Here is a 22,912-nt window from a genome sequence, read left to right as displayed (position 1 = left end):
CACAGGCGCTCCCCTCCCCCGCCGCGGGAGGATGAGCCATGGATACCTCGAACTGGCTTCGTATCGCCGACGTTCATTCCTTCCTCGCCCGCGCCGGGGACTTCCTGCGGTCGCGGCCCGCTCTGCACACCGTCACCCTGACCGTGTGCGCGGGGCTGCGCGCGCGGGGCTCGCAGGCGTACGGGGACGAGGCGCCCGTCTTCGGAGTGCTGGAGCGGGACGGCGAGGTGCGCGCCGCGTACTTCCGGACGCCGCCCCGCCCGCTGATCGTCACGCCCCTCACGCCGGAGGAGGCCGGTTCGCTGGCCGCGCATCTGGAGGCCGTGGGCGACCCCGTCCCCGGGATCAACGCGGACGCCACGACCGCCGCCGCGTTCGCCGAGGCATGGCGGACGCTTACGGGGGCCGAGCCCCGGCTCCAGGAGCGCCTGCGGCTTTACCGGCTCGGGGAGCTCCAGCGGCCCGAGCCGGTGCCGGAGGGCCGCGCCCGGGTCGCGGAGGCGCGGGACCGGGAGCTGGTCGCGCGGTGGTACGCGCAATTCGTGCGGGACATCGACGGGGGCGGCGCCCAGGACCCCGGTGCGTGGGCCGATGCGCATATCGCCGACCGCGCGATCACCTTCTGGGAGACCCCCGACGGGACACCCGTTTCGATGGCGGGGCTGACGGCCCTGGTCGCCGGGCAGATACGGGTGGCCCCCGTCTACACCCCGGAGCACCTGCGAAGGCGCGGCTACGCGGGTGCCGCGACCACCGAGGCCGGCCTGACCGCGCTCGCCCGGGGAGCGGAGCAGGTGCTCCTCTTCACGGACCTCGCCAATCCCACCAGCAACGCCCTCTACCAGCGGATCGGCTACCGGCCGGTGACGGACTTCGCGGTGTACGACCTGACGGCCGGGGCGTGACCCTGTGGTCGCGGGACCGGCCCGGCCGTCGGACGCGTCAGGAGTACGGCGGAGAGGGGTCCGTCATCCTTGCCCGGCGAGCAGGGCGTAGAACAGCGGAATCCGGGGTTCGTCGGCAGGCAGCTGCCACCATCCGTCGGGAGTGGGTGACATCCGCTCCCAGCGCCGCCAGGGCAGCAGCGGGCTCTCCCGGAGACTCTCGACCCTCAGTCCCGCGCCGGTGATCGCGTTGATCACGTCATCGAGCCCGTGCATCCACTCGAAGAAGTCCTTGGCGTTCTCCTCGATCGCCGGCCCATCGGTGTACGTATGGGTCGACTCGCGGTGCATGACCCCGTTGGCCAGGTAGTCGTGGCCGACCTCCAGGCTCCGGGCATGGCGGTCGTGGCCCACGTGGTCCGGGCCGTCGCCTTCGTGGGGCCGGGGCCTGAGGGCGTTGAGGAGGGGGTGGAACTCGGCGACGTACAGCTTGCCGCCCGGCCGCAGGAGCCTGGCGATCGTCTCGGCCCAGGGACCTAGGTCGGGAAGGTAGTACAGAGCCCCCTTGCCCGTGTAGATGATGTCGAACTGGCGCCCCTCCAGTACGTCGGCCGCGTCGTACACATTGGCGTGGACGTACTCGACGGAGATACCGGCGCGGTCCGCGAGCTCGCGGGCCGAGGAGATGGCCTCGCCGGAGAGATCGAGGCCGACGGTCTTCGCCCCCCGCTGGGCGAAGGCGATCGTCTCCGTACCGAGGTGGCACTGGAGGTGGAGGACGTCGAGGCCGCTCACCTCACCCATGTCCTCCCACTCGAAGGGGGCGAACCAGTGACACGGATCAGGGGTCTCGCCTTCATGGAGCCCGTAGTACTTGCTGGCGATGTGGACAGAGGTGCGCGCGTCCCAGTTGAGCTCATTCGCGCGCATCATGTCCTGGTGGTTCAGGGCGAGTTCCCCTCGTGCCTCAGTCATGGGGGCATCCAACCATCGGCCCGGTTCAGGGGATATCACCCGCGTGATATCACCGGCGAAATGGCACACGGTTCACCTTCGCACCATGCTCTTTGACGCCTCGTCGGCTGTGGGAAGCGGCGCCCTCCGGTACCTCTCACCCAACCGGCGTCGGTCAACGTCGGTGATCCACTTCACAGTTGTCGCCCACCGGGTGTGGATGGCATCCGCATGCGTACGATCTGCTGAGCTCCTCAGGCCTTCCGGGCTCCCGCATTCGCGCCCGTCCCGTTGATCCGGACCCCAACCGACAGCGCATCAAATCCGTACGACGCCGTTACAAACAGCCGCATATGCTCCTGTCGTTGGTCGACAGCATGCAAGGGAGGGGACGCCTGTGGCACCCATGCCACGAGAGCAGATACCTGAGCGCGGGGTTCTGGTGCTCGCGTACGGACACAAGAGGTACCGCCGCCAGGCACACTCCCTCGGGCTCTCCCTCCGGCGCCACTCCCCGGGACTCCACCGCACCCTGGTCACCGACGACATCCGGTGCGCGGCGGCCCAGGAGTACGACGCGGTCATCGAGGTCGAAGACGGTCAAACCGACGACTGCCGGCTCAAGTTGAGCCTGGACACGTTCGCACCGTACTCGCACACTCTCTATCTGGACGCCGACGCCCTGGCGGTGCGTCCCATTGAGCCGATATTCGATCTGTTCGACGGTTCGGACGTAGGCGTCGTCGGCCAGGACATCCCCGAAGACCACCCGGAACCCTGGTACGGCGACGTCGCCGAGATGTGCCGGGCGGCGGGGACCGAGTGGTTGCCGAAGTGCAACAGCGGTCTGATTCTTCTCCGTTCCACGGAAGTGACACGTCAGGTGTTCGCGAGAGCACGCCAATGGGCCGATCGGTACGAGGCTTTGGGCCTGCACCCCTTTCGTGGGGGGATCGCGGACGAGCCTCTGCTGGCGATGGCGCTCGCGGAACAGGACGTGCATTCCCAGGACCTCACGGCCGTGGCGTCGGCAACGCCCATCGGGATCAGCAGCGCTCTGCGCGTCGACACGCTCGCCGGCTCCTGCGTGTTCGCGAAGCAGGGGACCGAGGTGGAACCCGCGCTGATCCACTTCGCGGCCGACTACAGCTCCGACTACCGGCTCGCGGGCGCCCACTACCGGAGAGAGCGGCTGGCCCTGCGCCTCTCCCAGCGTATGGGGCTGCCGGACCGGGCCGCCCGGCTCGCGGCCGGACTGCGCTTCGGCCTCCAGTGCGCCGTGTTCAACACCTGGATACGCGTGGCGGGCCGGGCCCCGCGCGATCCGTCCGGGATCTTCGTCGCGGCCGCGTCGCCGCCTCTGGAGGTGTCGCAGTGAGCTGTTCGGGAACCGAGTCCACGATCAAGGAGAAGCCGCACGTGTCAGAGTCCAAGGGCGATCCCGCCTTTCGGATCGCGTTCCTCTTCCACACCAACCTGGAGCTCCTCAGCCGTACCCTGCCGCGCTGCCTGGAGGCCCTCACCGCGGGCACGCGGGAATCCTTCGAGGTGGTGCTGCACTGCGACGGGACTCCGCCGGAGACGGTGGCGCAGCTCGCGCCCCGGCTGGAGGAGTGGGGCGTGGACGAGCTGCGGGTGCGCCGCCGCGACCGCCATGTCGCCTCGGGGGACGGTTCCAACAACGGGCACCGCCGGCTCTTCGACCCTCGCTCTCCCTATCTGATCGTCGTCGAGGACGACATCGTGATGTACCGGTCCGATCCTTCGTTCGACGTGCTCGCCGCCTGCCGCCGGGTCTTCGAGGAGCACCCCGAGGTGCCGGTGCTCAGCAAGGTGAACGACTACCACCAGTGGTCCTGGAAGCTGGAGGACAGGGGGCCCGGCATCGAGCCCGGGATCCGCTCCGTGAACCGGCTGTCCACCCACTTCATCGCGTACGACCTGGAACGATTCCGACCCGTGGCCGAACGGTTCGGCGCCTTCGACCTGGACGTGTTCATCGACCGGTCCGACTTCAGTTACAACTGGGAGGACCTCGTCTCGCACGTCGGCACCACGGCCGACCGGCGCATCGCGTTCCCCGAGGACTGGCCGCTGGACATCTTCCACTGCGACCGCAAGGTCCAGCCCGGCTCGATGTACCACACGCAGGACCCGCGGCTGAAGGCCCAGGTCCTCGCCGAACTGGAACAACGCTTCCGACCCGATCCCGCCAAGCCCGCGGAGGTGGCCGCATGACGCCCGCACCGATATCCACCAGCCCTCCACACGGGCACGCGCAGCGCCTCGATACCTGGCGCTCCGCTCTGCAGGCACACGCGCACCTCTCGGATCGCTTCCGCCACCGCTACGCGATCGTCCTTGCGCAGCTCGAACGCGCGGCGACGGCCGAAGCCGTCACCGCGGCGGAGCACGTGGCCGCGCACGACGCGCACCGGGCAATGGAGATCCTGGCCGGCACGGTGCGCGCGCCGGTCGAGACGCGCGGCGCCGTGCCTCTCGTGGTGGAGGGCGACACCCGCATGACACGCCTCGTGAAACGCGTCCTCCCCGACACGGCGCACATCGACGATTTCATGGCCGCGCAGCAGCCGCTGGCGCAGACGGCCGTACCCATCCACCCCTCCCGCCGGGCCCGCGCGCTCCGCTCGGACTCGCCGGTCCCCCACGACCTCGTGGCTCTGGTGTGGTCGGCGGACTCCGTGGAGGAGAGGCAGCGGAACGCCGCCTCGCTGGCGGAGATCCTCCCGGGGCCGCAGGAGCCCGGGGCTCTCGGTTTCGCCGTCCAGACCGAGTACGCCATGGTCCGCGCGGAGGGCGCGACCGATCCGTGGGTGTTCTCCCCCAATCTCGGCGAGACGCTGGAGGACCTGCTCCGTTCCGGCACCACCGGCCCGCAGACGCGCCGCCGGATCGTCACCGCGCTGGGGCGGCTCCGGCGGTCCATGCTCGATTCCGGTCTGATCTGGCAGGGCTTCGCACCGCGCAACATGTTCCTTCGCGGCGAGGAGATCGTCCTCATCGACTTCGAGGAAGTGGTGCGGGTGGACACGTCACCGGCACGCGCCGCGGAGTGCCTCGAGTGGCACAGGATCTTCTTCGCCGACGGGCTGACGCCCGCCGAGGCCGACGAGTTGTTCGCGACCGTCCCCGGCATTCCGGCGCTCCCGGACGACCATGAGCTGCCGGCCGACGCCTTCGAACGTGCGCTGCTCGCCGTGGAGACGGTCACCTGGAAGCAGCGGCGCGAGCTCCTCCACCAGTCGCTCCGGCTGGAGGGCCAGCATCGACGCCCCGGCCGGGACCGCGACCGGGGGATTCTCCACGGCCACGAACTGGGCCATTTCTGGGGCGACTTCCTCCCAGTGGCCCAGGAGACCCGGCTGTTCGCCCACCTTTCCCCGGTGGACGACCCGCAGCTGCTCGTCGCGTGCCTGGAGGCGTTCGAGGCCGCGATGGAGGCCGACATCTGTCGCGCCGTCCGCGGCAGCTGTACGGGATCGGAGGACGGGAGCGCCCTGCGCACCGCGGCCCTGATCGACGCGCTGGACGCCGTGGGCGTCGAGGCCCTTGCCGGCCGGCGCGCCGACGCCACCGACTGGTACGGACGGCTCGATGCCGATCCCGCCCTCCTCGTGGACGAACTCCTCTTCCACCTGGGCACCCACGTCGGCGGCCTGGACCGGCCGGTCATGGACACCTACCTCGTCGGCAGCGCCGGGGCCCGTGAAGGGCATGAGCGGGACCTGGTGGAGACCGTACGCGTCGGTCTCGACTTCCTGCACGGTTCGGAACCCGAGCAGCCGTTCCTCCGCTACGCCGAGCCGAACGCCCTGCGCAAGTCCATCGCGCTGCCGCTGCCCGTCGAGGGGGCCGGGTTCGACACCGTGCTCGGCGAGGTCAACGACGTCGTCGCCCGGTACTCCATCGGGCAGGGGCACCCCAGGTACCTGGCGTTCCCCGACTCCGGGAACGCGCTGGCAGCGCTGGCCGGGAATCTGCTCAGCCCGCTCCTCAACCAGAACCTCATCGCCGTCGACCGCAGTGCGCCGTCGGCGACGTTCGTCGAGGCTCAGGTCATCGAATGGCTCCGGGAACTCGTCGGGTACCCCGCGGTCCCGCTGACCGAGCTCCGTGGGGTGAAGGACGTCTCCGGTCTGTGGACGACCGGCGGGCACCTGTCCAACCACATCGCCATGCTCGCGGCGCTGGGTCACGCTTTCCCCGACGCGAGGAAGCACGGCCTGCGCGGCCTCGACACGCAGCCGGCGGTGGTGATGGCGGGCCCGATCGCCCACTACTCGCACAGCGATGCCGCGTTCCACCTGGGCCTGGGCTGGGACTCCGTCCTTTCCGTGGGCGCCGAGGAGGGCTACACGACGGACCCCGCGGCCGTCGACCGGCTCCTCTCCGACCCGCCGTCGGGCCGCACTCCGTTCATGGTGGTGGGCGTGGCGGGCAACTGCCGGACCACGGGCCTGGACGACCTGGAGGCGATCGGGGAGGTCTGCCGCAAGCACGGCGTGTGGTTCCACGTGGACGCCTGCCACGGCGGCAGCCTGATCTTCAACGAGCGCCTGCGGGATCTCCACCTCCGGGGCATCGAGCAGGCCGACTCCGTGTCCCTCGATCCCCACAAGGGGCTCTTCACCCCCTACCCCTCCTCGTATGTGGTGTTCCGGGAACGTGAGGTACTGACCCAGTTCAGCCGCCACACCGCCGCCGTCATGGAGGACGACTGCTGGGACCTCGGTCTGATCACCCCGTTCCTCGGCTCGCGCGGCTTCGAGAGCCTGCCGACGTGGATGCTGCTGCGGCATGTGGGCACCCGCGCCCTGGGCGCGATGGTCGAGTCCCGGCAGTCCCTCGTCCGTTACCTGGAGCGCCGGATCGACGACGCCGGGATGTTCGTCCGTCTCAACGACGTCGACTTCTACCGGATGGCGTTCGTGTTCTGCCCGCCGGCCGTCCGCCGTGCGATGGCCGGTCTGGATCCGGCGGACAGGAAGCGCGCGGCAAAGGTCGTGAGTGCGTACACGTCCCGGATCAACACCACGCTGTACCAGTCGGGAGAGGTGTGCTTCGACGAGCACTCGCTCGCCGACCTCGGTGACCGGGTGGGGGCGGGCCAGGGGGTCGGCTACACGATCATGGCCGCGTGTCCCGGGAACCCGTTGGTCACCCGTGAAGACCTGGACATCGCCGTGGGCCGGCTGGTGGCCGAGGCACGGCCCCTCGTGGAACCGATGCTCGAGGAGATCCTCGGGCGGAGCGACCGCCCGGCGTTCGTCCCGCGGATGGGCGGGCCCGCCGGATGGAACGACGGCGAGTGAGCGCGGACGTCGCGGCGGCGATAGACCGGCTGCTCACCGAGCGGTCGTGCGAAGCCGTCGCCGCGTTCGTCTACGGCTCGGTCGCCGCGGGCCGGGCCGGGCCGGCGAGCGATGTGGACACCTTCGTCCTGCTCGCCCGGCCGCTGTCCGACGGCGCCGCGCGCGAACTCCGGACGTCCTTCGTGGATCTCCAGAGGCGGCTCGGCTATGTGCCGGACACCGACTACCCCGTGGAGCTGTTCACGGTGGAGCAGGTGCACACGGCGCTCACCGGAGCCGTGGTGGAGCGCGCCGTCGAGCAGTCGCGCTCCGTGGAGAAACTCGGGACCGCCCTCGCGGAGTCCGACGAGGTGGAAATCCTCCGGGCCCTTCTGGGCGTGCGGCTGACGGTGCGTCACTCTCCCCGGCTGGACGAGCTCACCGCACTGGCCGGTCAGGTCCTGACCCGCCGTCTCGGGACCGCTTCACCACAACTGCACGAGCGCGCCCGGCGCGTGCTCGGCGTACGACAGCCCCATTCGACCCATGCAGGAGGGACGCACAATGGCCACGGATGACTTTCCCTGGAAGGCCGCGCCCGGACAGGTCCTTCCGACGGACAACCACGTCCACACGGAGTGGTCCTGGGACGCCTCGACCGCCGCGATGGACAAGGCCTGCGAAGAGGCCATCCGGCTCGGGCTGCCGGCCATATCCTTCACCGACCACGCGGACTTCACCGCCTGGGCGTTTCCCGGCGACGCCGAGGACTCCTCCGTGGTCCGTGTCATCGACACTCATGCCCACACCGGTCTGTTCGACCTGGACGGTTACTGGGAGGCCCTGGAGCGATGCCGCGACCGGTACCCGGACCTGAAGATCCTCGCCGGCATGGAGCTCGGTGAGCCGCATCTGTTCGCCACGGAGATCGACGGGCTGCTGAAGCGCCGGCACTTCGACCGGCTCCTGGGTTCGCTGCACTCGCTGTCGGTCGACGGGACGCTCCACTACGCCCCCTTCCTCTTCACGGCCGAGAATGCCCAGGAGCTGATGCGCACCTACCTCACCGAGACGCTCCGCATGGTGGAGACCAACGGCGTGTTCCAGGTGCTCGCGCACATCGACTACCCGATGCGGGCCTGGCCGAAGGGCGCCAAGCCCTATGACGCCACCGACTACGAGGGTGAGTACCGGGCGGTGCTGCGGGCTCTCGCCCGTGACGACCGGGCCCTGGAGATGAACACCCAGGGCCCCTGGCCGGCTCCCGAAGTGGTGCGCTGGTGGTACGAGGAGGGCGGGTCGGCCGTCTCCTTCGGAAGCGACTCGCACGAGCCCGAGACCGTCGGCCGCAATTTCGCGGCGACCGCGGCCATGGTGGAGGCCCATGGCTTCAAGCCCGGCAAGGACCCCATCGACTTCTGGCGGCGCTGACACATCCGCGGAGGAAAGAGGAAGTGATCATGACCATCGAACCCACCGCGGACCGCCTGGTGCAGTCGCCGGTGTTCGTCCTGAGTTCGATCCGCTCGGGGTCGACGCTGCTGAGGTGCATTCTCGACACGCACAGCCGCATCCGCGCGCCCCACGAGTTGCACCTCGCGGACCTGGAGGTGCAACTGGCGAGCCCTTACGTCGAATTGGCCATGCAGACCTCGGAGCTCGGCAAGGAGGACATCGAGCACCTGCTGTGGGACCGCATGCTCCACCGCGAGCTGACGCTGAGCGGCAAGGACATCGTGGTCGACAAGACCCCCGGCAACCTGCTGCTGTGGCGCCGCCTCGCCGCGTGCTGGCCGCACGCCCGGTACATCCACCTGATCCGCCACCCCCTGCACATCCTCGAATCCGCCCTGGCCGGGCGGCCCGAGGAGGACCCGGTCCGGACGGAAGGCCTGGTGACGACCTACCTCCGCGAACTCGAAGAGGCGCGCGACGAACTGGGGGGCCTCACGGTGAGGTACGAGGACCTCACCACCGACACGGAGGAGGTGGTACGCAAGGTCTGCGCCCACTTGGACGTGGAATGGGAGCCCGGGATGCTCGCCTACGGGTCGGTGGACCACGGTCCGTTCGTCCAGGGGATCGGCGATTTCAACGAGAAGATCAGAAGTGGTGTCGTGCTGCCCGGCCGCGAGATGCCCGCCGATTCCGCCGTGCCGGAGAGCCTGGTGCCCGCCTGCCGGGCGTTCGGCTACATGGCGGCCGCTCGGTGACGGCCACAGCCGTCGGCGCTCCGGGACACGAGCGGGACGCCGCGGTGCTCGCCCGGCAGGCGGCCCGGCAGAAGCAGGCACTCGGCGTACTGGACGCGTTGCGGCCGCTGCAGCGCTGGGAACGGTTCGGCGAGCCCAGGCTCTGCGGTGCCATGGCCTACGGCCTGCTGGTCGCCCCGGACATCGACATCGAGGTCTTCGGTGAACTGCACGTCGACGCGGGCTTCTCGCTCGTCTCCGAGTGGGCCCGGGACCCCGCCGTGGAACGGCTGCTGTTCATCAACGCGGTGGGAGAACCGGACGCCGGCCTGGGCTGGGAGTTGCAGTACAGGTACGAGGGCGAGCGCTGGGCGGTCCAGATGTGGCTGCTGGCCGCCGACTACGACGGGCCGCGCTCAGCGGATCTGGTGGCACCCATGCGAGCCGCTCTGCGCACCACCACGCAGGCCCGCATCCTGCGCATCAAGGAGGCCCTGGTGGGCCGGGGGGAGGAGTACCGATCCATCGACGTATACCGCTCGGTGCTCGACGGAGGCGTGAACGACGTCGAGGAGTACGCCCGGTGGTGCCGGTCGTACTCCTCGACGGGGATGATCAACTGGCGCCCCTCGCCACCGGAGTAGCGAAGAGGCGCCGTCGGCTACATCTGGTCGGGCGTGTCGATGCCGAGGAGGCCCAGGCCCAGTTCCAGCGTCCGGGCGGTGATGTCGCACAGGACCAGCCGGCTCTGCTTGACATCACCCTCGGAGCGCAGGACCGGGCACTTCTCGTAGAAGCTGGTGAAGGTGCTGGCCAGGCCGTAGAGGTAGTTGGCGAGCTTGTGGAACTCCAGCGTTTCGGCGACCTCGGAGACGAGGCTGTCGAACTGCAGGAGTTCCAGGGCCAGCGCCCGCTCGGCGGGCTCCGTGATGACCAGCCTGTCGACACCCGTCAGCGGCTGTTCGACGCCGGCCTTCCGGAAGATCGAGCAGATGCGGGCGCGCGCGTACTGCAGGTAGGGCGCGGTGTTGCCTTCGAACGACAGCATGCGGTCGTAGTCGAAGACGTAGTCCTTGAGGCGGTCCGTCGACAGGTCGGCGTACTTGACCGCCCCGATACCGACCGCCCTCGCGACGTCGGCCCGGGTCTTCTCGTCCAGCTGGGGGTTCTTCTCGGCGATGACCGCGGAGGCTCGTACGACCGCCTCTTCCAGGAGGTCCACGAGCTTGACGGAGACGCCGGCGCGGGTGCGGAGCATCTTGCCGTCCTCGCCGCAGATCGACCCGTGGCCGACGTGCTCGGCACGGGCGGGCGGGACGAGCCAGCCCGCGTCCTTGGCCACGTCGTAGATCATCCCGAGGTGCTGGCGCTGCGGCAGGCCGACGACGTACAGCAGACGGGTCGCCTGCAGGTTCCGCAGACGGTGCCGGATCGTCGCCAGGTCGGTGGCGCCGTAGCCGAAGCCGCCGTCGCCCTTCTTGACGATGATGGGCAGCGGGTCACCGTTGCGGTTGGTGTAGCCGTCGGGGAAGACGCACTGGGCGCCCTCGCTCTCACGAAGCAGGCCGAGCTCGTCGAGCTCGTCCACCACCGACTGGAGCTGGTCGTTGTAGTAGCTCTCACCGAAGAAGTCGTCCTCGGTGAGCCGTACGCCGAGCATGCCGTAGACGGTCAGGAAGTACTTCTTGGACTCCTCGACCAGGGTCCGCCAGAGGCGCAGCGTGACCTCGTCGCCGCTCTGGAGCAGCACGACGCGCTTGCGGGCGCGGTCCTTGAAGGTCTCGTCCGCGTCGAACTTCACGCGGGCAGCCCGGTAGAAGCCGTTCAGGTCGCCGACGGACAGCTCGCTGGCCGCCTCGCTCTCGCCGATGTCGAGGAGGTGCTCGACGAGCATCCCGAAGGGCGTGCCCCACTCACCGATGTGGTTCATCCGGATCACGGTGTTGCCCTGCCACTCCAGCAGGCGCACGGCCGCGTCACCGATGATCGTCGAACGGAGGTGTCCGACGTGCATCTCCTTCGCCGCGTTCGGCGCGGAGTAGTCGACGACGATCTTCTCGGGGTCCTTCGCCTGCGGCACGGCGAGCCGCTCGTCGCCGATGGTGTCGGCCAGGAGCCGGGCGAGGACCTCGTCGGAGAAGGTCAGGTTGATGAAACCGGGGCCGGAGATCTCGACCGCCGAGCACAGGTCGTCGAGCTGCGCGGCCTCCACGACGCGTGCGGCGATCTCCCGCGGGTTGCCGCCGATCTTGCGCACGAGGGCGAGGGCGGCGTCGGACTGGAAGTGCGCGTGCTGGGATCGTCGGATGACCGGGTCGACAGGGGCGCCGGCTACGGCTTCGAACGCGGGGGCCAGCCGCTGATGCAGCAATTCTTCCAGATTCGCCATTCGAAGAATCTAACCGAGTCAAAAGAAAGGTGTCCAATCACATGACGGGTGCCCGGCCCGCCGACGGCACCGGGTCCGTATGCCCACGTCACCGCGGGCGAGACCGCCGTCACACCGGCCGGCGAGGGCGGGGAAACCCTTCCCCCCGGGGCCGGCCCGCGGGGAATAATGATCCACATGCCGCAACATGCACATGCCACCCCTGGTGCCCGCGGCCCGGCCTGCGAACACGCGAGCGCGTACGCCCGCGGCGCGTCGGCGGGGGGCATGCGACCGGTCGCCGCCGGGCGACGCCGGATACCCAGGGGGCCACAGCCGCCGATCGTGGGAGGAACCGAGTGAAGACCGTTGCCCTGCTCGTCAAGAACGGCATCGGGTTCGGCCATCTCAGACGGGCTGTCCTCATCGCCGAGGCCATCCGGGCCGAAGGACGGCTGAGGCCCGTCATCATCAGCCAGGCCAGCTCGCTGAGCCTGTTCCGCGACACTCCCGTCGAGGTCGTCAACTTCCCGCTGCTGCACCGGGTCTCGTCGGCCGTCGCCGAGGACAGCTACATCGCCGTCCTGGACCGGCTTCTCGACCGGCTCGACCCCGCCGTCGTCATCGAGGACACCTATCCGGACCCCCGCTACCTCTCCCTCGGGTCCCTGGCTCACCGGCCCCGGCTGCTGGTGATGCGACGGCTCGACGGCGCCTCCTTCGACCAGCTCCGCACCCAGGGACGCTTCGCGGCGTACGACAGGGTTCTCATCGCCCAGAGCCCCGAGGACTTCGCCCGCGAGGGCCACAGCGGGGATTCGACGGCAGCCGTGCGGGACGCCGGTGGCTTCTCCTTCGTCGGCAACCTCAGCTACGCCCCCACCCCCGACGAGATCTCCCGGACCCGGGCCGCGTACGCCCCGCAGGGCGAGCCGCTGGTGGTCGTCAACGGAGGCGCCGGCGGGGACCAGATGCCGGACGGGTACGGGGACCGCCTCTTCGGCGCCTGCTCCCGCGTGGCCGAACGGCTGCTGGCGGAGGGACATCGCGCACGGTTCGTGTTCGTCACGGGCCCCTATTACGCGGGCCGGCCGCTCAGGGAGACGGCGAACCTGACCGTCCGGCGGTACGAGCCCCGCCTCGCGGCTCTGCTGGCGGCCGCACAGGTCGCCGTCATCAAGCCCGGGAACAACGCCCTGTCGGAGGCGTTGCTCGGGCAGGCGCACCTCGTCCTGGTCCCCGACGTCTCGTTCCTCGAAGGACTTGACGAGCACGCGGCACGCGTAGTCGGCCAATACGGTGGTGCGGTGACCGGGCCCGACCCGGACGCGCTCGAAGAACTCGTCCGCGACGGCCTGGCACGCCCGCCGCGCCACCTCCGCCCGGAAGCGAACCACCAGGGCCTCGCGGCGGCCGTGGACGCGATCCACCGGCTGGCCTCGGAGCCACCGCTTCCCGAAGTACCGCGCCGTCGCCTGATGCTCGTCCTGAAGGCGGGGGCGGGCCGGGCGGACGACTGGCTGGAGCGTGTGGTCCCCGGCCCGCTGAAGGGCGCGCTCGCCGTCGGTCCGGACGCGAGCGGGTACGGCCCCGTGATCGCCCCGCTCGGCGCCCCGGAGGCCGGGCCGAAGGCGCTGATGGTGGGCGCGGAGCCGCCCGCCGCCGGACCTCAGGAGATCGTCGACCAGGACATACGTCTGCTCGTCACCCGGCCCACCGTCCCGGCCGCCGTCGAACGATGGCTGCGGCTGGCCCCGGCCAGCCCGTCGCCGGCGGTGCAGCGGGGGTCCGCGGTCGTCGCCTCGAAGGGGCGGGCGGACCACTTCCTGCGCGCCGTGGCCCGCGCGGTCGCCGCGGACGAGCCCGCGTGCCTGACTCTGGACCTCTCCCGGCTCGACGACGGGGAAGCCGCCGCATACCTCGGCGCCGTCGGTGACTGGCTGGAGCGGCAGCCTGTCGAACTGATCGATCCCGGTACGGCCGCCGCCGTACTCGGCCGACGTCTTCTGGAGCAGGTGTGATGACGGACAAGGACCTCGGGGACGCACCGGTCGAGCCCGAACTGCGCAGGATCAGCACGTTCGACGTACGGCATGCCGACAGCGACGTGGAGAGGCTTGTCGACCAGGTCGTGGACCTTCTCGACCACGGTGTGACCCTGGTGGACCTCTCCCACCACGACCACCGGGGAACGCGCATAGAACTCCGTGCCCAGCCGAAGGAAGGCAACGAGCGATGATCACCTCACCGTCGGTGGCGGACCTCACCGCCGAAGTGGACAAGCGGGGCTTCGCCGTCAGGCCCGGCTTCCTCGACGCGGCGCGGTGCGCGGCGCTCCGGGAGCACGCGCGCCGGCTCGTGGACGGGGAGCACGCCCTTCACTACCCCAAGTCCACCCGGGTATGGGATCTCTACCGGCACGGCGAGGAGTTCGTCGACCTGCTGGAGGACCCCGGGCTGGTCGCCGTACTGGACGGGCTGCTCGGCGAGAACCACCTGCTCTCCGACTACAGCCTGAACGTCGTGCGGCCCGGTCAGCCGGTCGACGGCTGGCACATCGACTATCCCCTCAACGAGATGCCGCGCCGGGTGAGCGGCTCGACGCTCGGGCTCCAGTGCGTGCTGGCCCTGGACGCCTTCACCCTCGGCAACGGGGGCACCCAGCTGGTGCCGGGGTCGCACCTGCGGGAGGAGCGGCCCGACCCGGAGGCAGAGCTCGACCACGTCGTGTTCGAGGCCGAGCCCGGAACCTTGCTGGTCATGGCCGCGTCCACCTGGCACCGCTCCGGATTCAACTCCTCCGGCTCCCCCCGCTCCGCCGTGCTGATGAGCTTCGTCGAACGGTGGGTGCGGCCCATGACGGATCCCCCGGAGGCGGGCCCGTGGGGCCGCAACGACGCCTTGCGGGTGCGCCTGGGCATGCAGAGGCCACCGGAGACGATCAACGGGGTGCTGATCCAGTAGAACGGCGTGCCCGAGGCGAAGGGCTGCCCGTCGACGAGCGGCCGGGCCGGGCGGCACCGGGCGGGTCCGTGGGGCCCGCCCGGTGTCACCCGGCGTCTAGAGCGCCTTCTGCCGGACGACCTGCGCGGGTGACCCCACCACTGTGGCGCCGGCCGGTACATCACGTGTCACCACGGCCCCGGCCCCGACGCTCGCGCCGCGCCCGATGCGCAGGCTCTGCTCGAACGGCGTGATCACCACGGCGTTGGCCCCGATCATGACGTCGTCCTCGATGATGATGCGGTGCGGCGATCCGGCCGGAGCGCGGACCGAAAGCGTGACGTTCTGCCAGATGCGCACGCGACGGCCGATGGTCACGTTGTCGTGCACCACGGTTCCGAGTCCGTGGTGACCGAGGTACACGTCGGGGCTGATGTCCCCGCCTGCCGCGAGGGAGTTGTGGTACAGGAACGAGTTGAGCTGTTTCACGCGCTTCGCGAGCCACCGGTGGTCCCGTCTGCGCAGGGCTATCGCCCACATCCACAGTCGTTCAGGGGTCAAGGTCGGCTGCCTTCCTGGGATCTGTTCGGCCGTCCGGTCGCCGGACGGTTCCCGACGCGGCGTGTGTGGTCCGGCCCGTCCGGACCCTCGGCCGCGTGTTCACGCAGCCTCCCACCTGGCGTCGGTGTCGCCTCTTCGGAGTGTGTCGATCCGGTGGGCGAACTCCCCTGCCGCGGACGCGTCCCCGTCGTCCGCCCTGCGCATGTACGTGCCCAGCGTATGGAGGTCGCGCATCCCGCAGAGAACGGGGAGACCCGGCCAGTTCCGGATGTCGTATCCGTAGCCCCTGCTGAAGTCGTCCAGCTCGGCCGATGACCTTCCGAAGCGGATCCCCTGGAAGGTGTTGGCGAGATCGAGCTCGCGCGGTCCGACAGCACTCTCGTCCCAGTCGCCGAGCCTGACCGAGGGCCCGTCCCACAGCAGGTTTCCCGGGTACGCGTCACCGTGGACAAGCCCCTCGCCGAGGGGAAAGGAAAGCCGGTCGTAACGGTCGAGCAGGTCGCGGCACCGGTTCGTCAGCCAGCCCCGGTCGTCCGCTCGCAGGCCGGAGCAGGTGGCCAGCACGGTACGGAAGGCTCCGAGCGGCTCGTACCGGGGCAGCCGGACCGGTACGGCCGGGAGTTCGTGCAGTCTGCGGAGCAGCGCCCCCAGATGGCCCGCCGGCGGGGAGCCCGTACCGGGCTGCGGGTAGTACTTCCAGAAGGTGACCACGTGCTCGCCCTCGACCACGGGTTGCGGGATGTCCGCGGGTTCCGACGCCGGGAACCGCTGTGCGACCAGCCTGCGTGTGAGTTCGACCGCGGTGTCGAGGCGGGACGTGAGGGAGACGGGGCTGACCCGGACCACGATGCCTTCGGGTTCCGGGAGCAGGAACACCGTGGTGGCGTGCTGACGAAGCTCGCCGAGGCGCTCGCACGCCAGGCCGGCCGCCAGGCAGGCCCGACGGGCGGCGTCCTCCGGCGAGGCGCCCGGCCTCATCGCAGCACCTCTCTCTGCTGCCGGTCGCTCTCACGGAACCACAAGGTCTCCTGCGCCAGTTCCCGGGCTGCGCCGTTACCCACGAATCGGGGCTGCTGAAGGATGCCGCCGACCCGCCGCACGGCACTTCCGATCTGCCGGATGCGGAGCTGTGGCGGAAGTCGGAGGATGTACCGGAGCTGTTCACCGGCTCCCTCGACCTCTCCGGAGGCGAGTCGCGCGGTGACGATGTCCAGCCGTGCGAGTGCCTCGTCGCCGTAGGAACGGTCCTCCTTGGCGCCGCTTTCGTACAGGGCGATGGCTCTCGCGGCGTGCCGCTCGGCCAGGGCGTGCTCTCCGAGGAGAGCGTACGTACCCCCCATGTAGTACTCCTGCTTCGCTTCGGGAAAGGTGAGTATTCCGCCGAAATTCTGGAGTCCGCCGAGGGTGGCGGCACCATGTTCCCGCGCACGCCGCAGAGCGTCGAGCGCGGTCACGGCCTTTCTCTTGTCTCCGATGCGAGCGGCAGCCCTGGCCTCGATGGCCGCTATACGGATGCGGGATTCTCCGGCCGGAGCGTATCCCCGGGCCTGCTGCGTGTAATGCAGAGCCGGCAGCCCGCGCGGAGACCACTCGGCAATGAGCGCGGCCGTTCCTTTGGCCCAGGCCTGAAGGCCTCTGTGGTCGGCCATTTCGGCACAGGTCGAGGCGGTGTTCACCTGTGCCATCGCCGAGCTTTCGTCCCCGAGGTTCTGCGACGCGTGCGCCAGCAACAGGCAGCTGACGCCCGCGAGCAGGAACAGCTCTCGCGTCTGGCCCGGCTTCTGCCGTCCTTTCAGCAGCTCGAACGCCCGGTCCCGGTGGAACAGGAGGTCGTGGAAGAGCGGCAGGAGCGGCGCGTGGACGTAGTCCGTGGCGATGCGTGCGAGCTCACCAGCCAGTTGTTCGATTTCTCCCTGGGAGATGGTGCTCGACGTCATCTGTTCGACGAATCGCATCGACTGGGCCGCCGCCTGTGCCGCGAGACCGGGCAAGCTCCTGCTCTGCCCGAACGCGAGTACCCCGTCGGGCTCCTCATCGGGCAATGAAGCGGGAACGGCGTCGCCCGGCTGCTTCCGGGGTACCTCGGGGCACAGGTCGACAGGTGCCGAAACGCCTTCCAGGAATTGGGCGATCCTACGGATGTTCGTGAGCCTGCGCGTCCCGGTCTCCAGCATGGAGAGAAAGCTCTGACTCAGGCCGGTGAGGCCGGCCATGTCATCCTGCCGCAGCCCTGCCCTGAGCCGGACGAGGCGGCTCACGGCACCGAAATCCCATTCCTGAAGGGCATGAACAATTTCCGGATCGGACCACACATCGGCCGGAACGTGCGGAAAGTTTCCGCGCGCGCATTTTGCGCACCGTTCGTCATGGTTGTATTGACTTAACCTGCAGCCGCAGCCCGCACAGGAGCGGATGTTATTCGACATGGTTCCCCCAACCGCATCCAATTGACGCAAGAGCGTAACGTCTTGGCATCTGCGGCGGTATCACTTCCGTGATGGAGGATTCGCCCCTGCCGGCGGATCAGGCCGAGCCGCTCCCCCGGGCAGCGGTGCGGGACGCGCTCCTCAGCGTTCGACCTCGACGGTGAAGTGGTCCGGCCACCCCGCCAGCCCGGCCCCCGTCGCCGCGGTCAGGCCGGCGGCCGGGTGGAAGTGGACCCGGGTGCCCGTCCTGCCGTCGTCCGGGAGCGGGTCCAGGTCCGTGACCGGGACGCCGTGCTCGTAGCGCTGGGACCAGGAGCCGTTGGCGCGGCGGTTGGTGTGGGTCAGCCGGTCGCTGAGCGCGGCGACGACGGACATGCCCCGGCGCGGGTGGCCGTCGGGCAGAAGAGGGGCGTCGGGCGCGTCGAAGAAGCGGAGGTCCTTCGTGGCCATGACCGGCTTCTTCACGGGGCGGCCCGCCGCGTCGAGGCGGGTGTCGGTGCCCCGGCCGTCGTCGGTGACGGAGACCGAGCCGTCCGGGTGCAGCGTGACGAGGGCGCGGCCGGCTCCGGTGGCCTCCGCCTCGTCGGCCGCGTAGGCGAGGACTTCCAGGATCAGGTGGCGTACGCCGCCGGGGGCGTACGCCTCCGGGTCCCGGCGGACCGCCTCCAGGTGGGCGTGGTCCACCTCGGCCGCCCAGTCGTGCGTCGTGTTGCGCCAGGAGGCGCGTACGGCGTCGGTCACCGCAGCTCGTCCGGGCACGGCGTCCCCGGCGGAAGCTGGTAGGGGGCGCCCAGGCGGTACGTGCCGGGGCGCGGGGCCAGGAGTTCCGTCCATTCGTCGCCCTCCTCGTCCTCGTCCACCTTGAACAGGCAGCCGTTCTCGTTGACGAAGGTCCTCGGGGTGCTCTCGTCGGCCCGCTGCTTGGACGCCTCGGTCTCCTGGGGGCGTTCCACGCCGTTGCCGTCCTCGTCCACGACGGCCAGCCAGCGCGAGTACGGGACGCGGATCAGGACCCGGCCCGCCTTCTTGACGTGGATCGTCAGCTCGCCCTCGCCCGCGCGCTCCACCGTGGCCGGCGGGTCGGCCAGCGGGACCGGGCTGTCCACCTCGAAGAGCCGCCAGTCCTTGTTGGACCAGATCAGCTTCAGGTAGGAGAGGCCCTTGCCGACGAGTTCGGCCTCCTTGCGGGCGCCGCTGTAGTCGGGGTCGCCCTGCGGCAGCACCACGTAGTGCACCGCCCAGCGGTCGAGCCACTGGCGGTAGTTGACGGCGTCCAGGGTGTCGTCGTAGAAGAGCGGGTTCCGCTTCATGTCGGCCTGCCGGTTCCAGCCTCGGGCCAGGTTGACGGAGCGCGGGAGCGCGGACGCCTCGCGGTGGCTGCTCGGCGGGACGACCTCGACCCGGCCGCGTTCGGCGCCGACCTTCTGGAGCTGGTTGACCAGGGGGGCCAGCGAACGGGTCCAGGAGGCGGTGGGGGCGGTCCTGACGATGTCGTCGACGCCCTTGAAGCCGATCCAGACGTTCAGCGAGACGAACGCGATGACCAGCGCGTACCACCGCCGCGAGCGGGGCGCGGTGAACGGCAGCGCGGCGAGCAGGACGACGCCCGCGTACAGCATCGCCATCCGCGAGACGTTGGAGCCGATCTGCGAGTCCACGATGTACGTGAGCAGCGTCCCGACCCCGTACACCGCCGAGGCGGTGCGTACGGTCTTCCAGTCGGCCGGTACGAGGAAGAAGACGAGCCACGCGAAGATGAACGGCCCGGACAGGGTCGCGACCGACATCGGCTGGGTGCCGGAGAACGGGAACAGCCAGGCGGACAGCGCGACCACCACGACCGGCGCGAGGCCCAGCGCGTACGCGCCCGGGCGCCGTTTGTTCAGGAAGAGCGCGGCCGCGACGACGCCGAGGAAGAGGCCCGCCACGGGGCTGCCGGCCGTCGCGAGCCCGGCGAGCGGCGCGGCGACGGCCGCCTTCGCCCACCGCTTGTAGCGCCACCGGTACGGCCAGCAGAACACGGCCGCGGCCGCGCCGACCGCGAACATCATGCCGAGCCCGAACGTCACCCGGCCCGACAGTGCGTTGCACAGGTACGCGAAGACGCCCGCCATCGAGCAGGCCAGCGGATTGCGGACCGCCTTGACCCGGTACAGGATCAGCGAGGTCAGCCCGGCCGAGACGGTACCGGCGATCATCATCGTCGTCCGCACGCCGAGCAGGGACATCAGATACGGCGAGACGACGCTGTACGAGACGGGGTGCATGCCCCCGTACCAGGCGAGGTTGTACGCCGTGCCGGGGTGCCGGCCGACGAACTCGGCCCAGGCGTCCTGGGCCGCGATGTCGCCGCCGCTGTTGGCGAAGAAGAGGAACCACAGGATGTGGGCGACCGCGGCGACCGCGGTCGTCAGCAGGACCGGGTGGCGCAGGACGCGCTGCTTCAATCCGTCGAACCGGCCGGGCGCCTGAGCAGCCTCCCCGCCGTCGCTGCGGCGCTCCGCCTGCGCGGGGTCCGTGCCGGCGGTGTCGGCGTCCGCCCGTTTCGGCTCGGCAGTGGTCACTGCGTCTCTCCCCGTCCCTTCCCGGACGCGTGGTTTCGGCCGGCCCCCCTGCTCGGGTCTCATGGGCAGAAAGACGCGCTGCGGGGTCCGCGCGTTGCCCCCGGGACGCTAACACGCGGCGTGTTCCGGCGTACGGAAAGGGGCGTGGGGCCCGGAGGGGGTGCGGGGCGGCCCTGGGGGCGCCCCGCACCGCGGTCCTCAGCCGACGCGGGTCAGCTTCTGGCCGAACGTCGGGTCGGACAGATCCTGCTCCAGGGCGACGGGCGCGCTGACCTTGCCGGTGCCGCTGCCCACGGTCACCGCACCCACCTCGGTGCCCGCCTTCATGCTGCGCGAGATCTCCTTGCCGTTCCCCTCGACGGACAGCTTCACCTTGAGGCCCGGCCACCCCTTCGCCTTCAGGTCGGCGGTCGCGACCACCGGCGTACGGCCGCCGAATCCGTCGTCCACGTACCCGACGACGTCACCCTTGTGCACCACCTTGGCGGAGGTCACGGCGTCCTGGGCACCCTTGATCAGCTTGAGGCTGTTGTTCAGCGACATCACGAGGCTGTCGTAGGGCTGGCCCGTTCCCGCCTGCTGCCCCATGACCGCGCCGTAGATCCACAGCTTCTTGCCGTCCACCACGGTGTTGGCCGACCAGATCAGGTTGCCGCCGGCCGGAGTGGACGAACCGGTCTTGATCCCGCTCACGCCGGGCTCCAGCAGGATGGTGTTGTTGTTGTAGATCATCGTGTCGATGCCGTCGATCTTGATCTGCGGGGTGTCGACGATCTCGCGGAACACCTCGTTCTTCATCACGGCGCGCGCCAGCTTGAGCTGGTCGGAGGCGGTGGAGACGGTCGTCTTCTTCAGACCGCTCGGGTCCGTGTACGTGGTGTGGGTCATGCCGAGCTTCTTCGCCTCTGTGTTCATCTTCTCGACGAAGGCGGCCTCGGAGGAGGCGTCCCAGCGGGCGAACAGCCGGGCCGCGTTGTTGCCCGACGGGATCATCAGCAGCTGCAGCATCTGCTTCTCGGTGAACCGCTGCCCCTTGGTGATCGGCGCCGTGGACTCGTCCTCGGCCTTGGACTCGTCCTCGGCCTGCTGGTCCACGGTGATCTTCTCCCCCTCGCCCTTGCCCGTGAGCGGGTGCTCCTGGAGGATCACGTACGCCGTCATGATCTTGGCGACGCTGGCGATCGGCGCGGGTTTCTCCGCTCCGGACGAGCCGAGCGAGCCGACGCCGTCCACGGTGACCGCCGACTGCCCCTGCGACGGCCAGTCGAGCTTCAGCTCGCCGCCACCGAAGGTGTACGTCTCCTTCGCGGTCATCGCGAGCGACGGGTCCGGCAGCGGGCGCACCATCTGCACGATCGCAAACACGAGGAGCACCAGGAGCACCAGCGGTGTCCAGATCTTGACCCTGCGCACCGCCGTGCGGACCGGGGTCTCGGGCGGCGGCGGGGTGTTCGTCAGCTCGGCGAGCAGGTCGAGCGGCGGCTTCGGCGGCATCGGCTGCTGCCGGGTCCGCTCGGCACCGCTGAGGGCAGCGGGGGCGCCGGACGCCGGCGCGGGGCTCTCGCTCTCGGGCCTGCGGGGCGCGGGCGCCTTGCGCACGTCGTCGGAGCGCAGCGGTACGAACTGGCTGGTGCGCTCGGTGAGCGACTCGGGCTCGGCGGCGACCGGGTGTCCCGACGGCGACCGCGTGATCTTCAGCGCGGTGGTCGGCTGGTCGACCTTGGGCAGCCGGGGGGCCTTGAAGACGGCGGTGGGCTGGTCGACGGGCGCCTCGGCGGCGGCCGTCTCGGCGACGGGCGTCTCGGCGGCGGGCGTCTCCGGGACCGGGGTGCCCTTGTCGGTGGCCGGCTTCTCCGCCTCGGCGGCGGGCGTCTTCGCGTCCGGGGCGTCGTCGGCGGACGTCTTCGCCTCGGCGGCGGGCACCTGCGCCCCGGTGGCCGGCTCCGGCTCGGTGGCCGGCTCCGGCTCGGTGGCCGGCTCCGGCTCGGTGGCCGGCTCCGGCTCGGGCTCCCGCTTTGCGGAGGCTTCCGGCTTCTCGTCCGGTTCGGCCTCGGGCTCGGCGTCCGGCTTCTCGTCCCGGTCGTCGTCACGGGAACCGGTTACGCGGGGCTCCTCCGGGGCGGCCTCGTCGGTGTCCTTGTCGGCCGTGGAGACCCAGGCGGCCACGGCCGCCCGGAGGCGCGCGTCGCCCTCCCCGGGCTCGTCGGCCCCGGGCTCGTCGGCCTCGGGCTCCCCGCTCTCCTCCGCGCCCTCGGGGGCCTCCGTGGCCGCCTCCGGGGCGTCCGGCGCGGTCTCCGGGTCCTCGGCTGCCTTCGGAGCGCTCTCAGGGCTCTGCGCGGCCTCCGGGGCCGCCCCCGCGTCCTCGTCCGGGCCGGCGCCCGGCTCCCCGACGGCAGCGGCGGACGCGGACTCCTCCTCGGCACCGGCGTCCGGACCGGAGCCCGAACCCGAATCTGCACCGGAATCCGCACCGGAAGCCCCACCGGTCCGTTCACGGACGACGCCGAGCCGCGGATCGCGCTCGTTCCGAGTCGTTCCCGACGACTGCTGCTGCTCCGACTTGTCGGGGGACTCGCCCGCCACCGATGCCTCCTCCATGCGGCGCGGGAACCCCCGCGCTGTCCGAACCATCTACCAGTGTCCCGTGTGAACCCTTGGCCGGGCTGCTAGACGAGAACGACATACCTACTGGTTCCCGTACAAAGCCA

The 22,912-nt window shown here is 70.3% G+C and carries 19 protein-coding genes; 11 read left to right on the top strand and 8 right to left on the bottom strand.

The genetic code is table 11. The annotated features are described in order from the left end of the window. Positions 1-38: 38 nt before the first annotated feature. Complete coding sequence (locus ABZ565_RS06965; protein ID WP_361021287.1) at positions 39-905, top strand: GNAT family N-acetyltransferase; 867 nt, start codon at positions 39-41, stop codon at positions 903-905. A gap of 63 nt (positions 906-968) precedes the next feature. On the opposite strand, the gene ABZ565_RS06960 is transcribed toward ABZ565_RS06965, so the two are convergent. Then, positions 969-1,859 (bottom strand): class I SAM-dependent methyltransferase, encoded by an 891-nt coding sequence (locus tag ABZ565_RS06960; RefSeq protein ID WP_361021285.1) that lies wholly within the window; start codon positions 1,857-1,859, stop codon positions 969-971. A gap of 376 nt (positions 1,860-2,235) precedes the next feature. Here ABZ565_RS06960 and ABZ565_RS06955 point away from each other — a divergent pair, with 376 nt between their 5' ends. Genes ABZ565_RS06955 through ABZ565_RS06925 form a run of 7 tightly spaced genes read left to right on the top strand, consistent with a single transcriptional unit; the run spans position 2,236 to position 9,986 of the window. After that, positions 2,236-3,216, top strand: coding sequence for a hypothetical protein (locus tag ABZ565_RS06955; protein ID WP_361021283.1), 981 nt, complete (start codon positions 2,236-2,238; stop codon positions 3,214-3,216). Between the two features lie 41 nt (positions 3,217-3,257). Then, complete coding sequence (locus ABZ565_RS06950; protein WP_361021281.1) at positions 3,258-4,076, top strand: hypothetical protein; 819 nt, start codon at positions 3,258-3,260, stop codon at positions 4,074-4,076. After that, the gene (locus ABZ565_RS06945) at positions 4,073-7,171 is read left to right on the top strand and encodes a pyridoxal-dependent decarboxylase (protein WP_361021279.1); all 3,099 of its coding nucleotides are present in this window, start codon (positions 4,073-4,075) and stop codon (positions 7,169-7,171) included. The genes ABZ565_RS06950 and ABZ565_RS06945 overlap by 4 nt, the downstream gene beginning before the upstream one ends. Further along, positions 7,168-7,728 (top strand): nucleotidyltransferase domain-containing protein, encoded by a 561-nt coding sequence (locus tag ABZ565_RS06940; RefSeq protein WP_361021277.1) that lies wholly within the window; start codon positions 7,168-7,170, stop codon positions 7,726-7,728. Before ABZ565_RS06945 ends, ABZ565_RS06940 begins: the two co-directional genes overlap by 4 nt. Continuing rightward, positions 7,715-8,581, top strand: coding sequence for a histidinol-phosphatase HisJ family protein (locus tag ABZ565_RS06935; RefSeq protein WP_361021275.1), 867 nt, complete (start codon positions 7,715-7,717; stop codon positions 8,579-8,581). The genes ABZ565_RS06940 and ABZ565_RS06935 overlap by 14 nt, the downstream gene beginning before the upstream one ends. A gap of 29 nt (positions 8,582-8,610) precedes the next feature. Then, positions 8,611-9,363 carry a sulfotransferase gene (locus tag ABZ565_RS06930; RefSeq protein ID WP_361021273.1) on the top strand — a complete coding sequence of 251 codons (753 nt, stop codon included), beginning with the start codon at positions 8,611-8,613 and terminating at the stop codon, positions 9,361-9,363. Next, positions 9,360-9,986: a hypothetical protein gene (locus ABZ565_RS06925; protein ID WP_361021271.1), complete on the top strand. Its 627-nt coding sequence runs from the start codon at positions 9,360-9,362 to the stop codon at positions 9,984-9,986. Before ABZ565_RS06930 ends, ABZ565_RS06925 begins: the two co-directional genes overlap by 4 nt. Before the next feature lie 17 nt (positions 9,987-10,003). On the opposite strand, the gene argS is transcribed toward ABZ565_RS06925, so the two are convergent. After that, a complete protein-coding gene (gene argS, locus ABZ565_RS06920) occupies positions 10,004-11,731 on the bottom strand; it encodes an arginine--tRNA ligase (protein ID WP_361021269.1) in 1,728 nt (575 codons plus the stop codon). A gap of 338 nt (positions 11,732-12,069) precedes the next feature. Here argS and ABZ565_RS06915 point away from each other — a divergent pair, with 338 nt between their 5' ends. From ABZ565_RS06915 to ABZ565_RS06905, 3 genes are read left to right on the top strand one after another with little or no spacing between them, the layout of a single operon-like run. Further along, complete coding sequence (locus tag ABZ565_RS06915) at positions 12,070-13,731, top strand: hypothetical protein (RefSeq protein ID WP_361021267.1); 1,662 nt, start codon at positions 12,070-12,072, stop codon at positions 13,729-13,731. Beyond that, positions 13,731-13,949: a hypothetical protein gene (locus ABZ565_RS06910; protein WP_361021265.1), complete on the top strand. Its 219-nt coding sequence runs from the start codon at positions 13,731-13,733 to the stop codon at positions 13,947-13,949. Before ABZ565_RS06915 ends, ABZ565_RS06910 begins: the two co-directional genes overlap by 1 nt. Next, on the top strand, positions 13,946-14,674 hold the full coding sequence (locus ABZ565_RS06905) for a phytanoyl-CoA dioxygenase family protein (RefSeq protein ID WP_361021263.1): 729 nt from the start codon (positions 13,946-13,948) through the stop codon (positions 14,672-14,674). The genes ABZ565_RS06910 and ABZ565_RS06905 overlap by 4 nt, the downstream gene beginning before the upstream one ends. 96 nt (positions 14,675-14,770) lie before the next feature. On the opposite strand, the gene ABZ565_RS06900 is transcribed toward ABZ565_RS06905, so the two are convergent. The 6 genes from ABZ565_RS06900 to ABZ565_RS06875 all read right to left on the bottom strand — a co-directional run bounded on the left by ABZ565_RS06900 (position 14,771) and on the right by ABZ565_RS06875 (position 22,787). Beyond that, the gene (locus tag ABZ565_RS06900) at positions 14,771-15,214 is read right to left on the bottom strand and encodes a DapH/DapD/GlmU-related protein (RefSeq protein WP_361021261.1); all 444 of its coding nucleotides are present in this window, start codon (positions 15,212-15,214) and stop codon (positions 14,771-14,773) included. Positions 15,215-15,313: 99 nt separating this feature from the next. Beyond that, positions 15,314-16,192: an aminoglycoside phosphotransferase family protein gene (locus ABZ565_RS06895; protein ID WP_361021259.1), complete on the bottom strand. Its 879-nt coding sequence runs from the start codon at positions 16,190-16,192 to the stop codon at positions 15,314-15,316. After that, positions 16,189-17,640 carry a helix-turn-helix transcriptional regulator gene (locus tag ABZ565_RS06890; protein WP_361021257.1) on the bottom strand — a complete coding sequence of 484 codons (1,452 nt, stop codon included), beginning with the start codon at positions 17,638-17,640 and terminating at the stop codon, positions 16,189-16,191. The genes ABZ565_RS06895 and ABZ565_RS06890 overlap by 4 nt, the downstream gene beginning before the upstream one ends. A 141-nt stretch (positions 17,641-17,781) precedes the next feature. Then, positions 17,782-18,381 carry an ATP-binding protein gene (locus tag ABZ565_RS06885; protein WP_361021255.1) on the bottom strand — a complete coding sequence of 200 codons (600 nt, stop codon included), beginning with the start codon at positions 18,379-18,381 and terminating at the stop codon, positions 17,782-17,784. Continuing rightward, the gene (locus ABZ565_RS06880) at positions 18,378-20,204 is read right to left on the bottom strand and encodes an MFS transporter (RefSeq protein ID WP_361021253.1); all 1,827 of its coding nucleotides are present in this window, start codon (positions 20,202-20,204) and stop codon (positions 18,378-18,380) included. Before ABZ565_RS06880 ends, ABZ565_RS06885 begins: the two co-directional genes overlap by 4 nt. 198 nt (positions 20,205-20,402) lie before the next feature. After that, positions 20,403-22,787, bottom strand: coding sequence for a serine hydrolase (locus ABZ565_RS06875; RefSeq protein ID WP_361021901.1), 2,385 nt, complete (start codon positions 22,785-22,787; stop codon positions 20,403-20,405). Positions 22,788-22,912 lie beyond the last annotated feature (125 nt).

The organism is Streptomyces sp. NPDC016469 (genome assembly GCF_040632905.1).
In the GTDB taxonomy this organism is placed as follows: Bacteria; Actinomycetota; Actinomycetes; order Streptomycetales; family Streptomycetaceae; genus Streptomyces.
The sequence above is the reverse complement of the archived record's forward strand: the minus strand, read 5'-3'. Positions and strand labels throughout refer to the sequence as shown.

Bases quoted from the DNA above. Each gene is read 5' to 3' on its own strand.
- ABZ565_RS06965 (WP_361021287.1), top strand. From the start codon at position 39: ATGGATACCTCGAACTGGCTTCGTATCGCCGACGTTCATTCCTTCCTC.
- ABZ565_RS06960 (WP_361021285.1), bottom strand. From the start codon at position 1,859: ATGACTGAGGCACGAGGGGAACTCGCCCTGAACCACCAGGACATGATG.
- ABZ565_RS06945 (WP_361021279.1), top strand. From the start codon at position 4,073: ATGACGCCCGCACCGATATCCACCAGCCCTCCACACGGGCACGCGCAG.
- ABZ565_RS06935 (WP_361021275.1), top strand. From the start codon at position 7,715: ATGGCCACGGATGACTTTCCCTGGAAGGCCGCGCCCGGACAGGTCCTT.
- ABZ565_RS06930 (WP_361021273.1), top strand. From the start codon at position 8,611: ATGACCATCGAACCCACCGCGGACCGCCTGGTGCAGTCGCCGGTGTTC.
- argS (WP_361021269.1), bottom strand. From the start codon at position 11,731: ATGGCGAATCTGGAAGAATTGCTGCATCAGCGGCTGGCCCCCGCGTTC.
- ABZ565_RS06910 (WP_361021265.1), top strand. From the start codon at position 13,731: ATGACGGACAAGGACCTCGGGGACGCACCGGTCGAGCCCGAACTGCGC.
- ABZ565_RS06905 (WP_361021263.1), top strand. From the start codon at position 13,946: ATGATCACCTCACCGTCGGTGGCGGACCTCACCGCCGAAGTGGACAAG.
- ABZ565_RS06895 (WP_361021259.1), bottom strand. From the start codon at position 16,192: ATGAGGCCGGGCGCCTCGCCGGAGGACGCCGCCCGTCGGGCCTGCCTG.
- ABZ565_RS06890 (WP_361021257.1), bottom strand. From the start codon at position 17,640: ATGTCGAATAACATCCGCTCCTGTGCGGGCTGCGGCTGCAGGTTAAGT.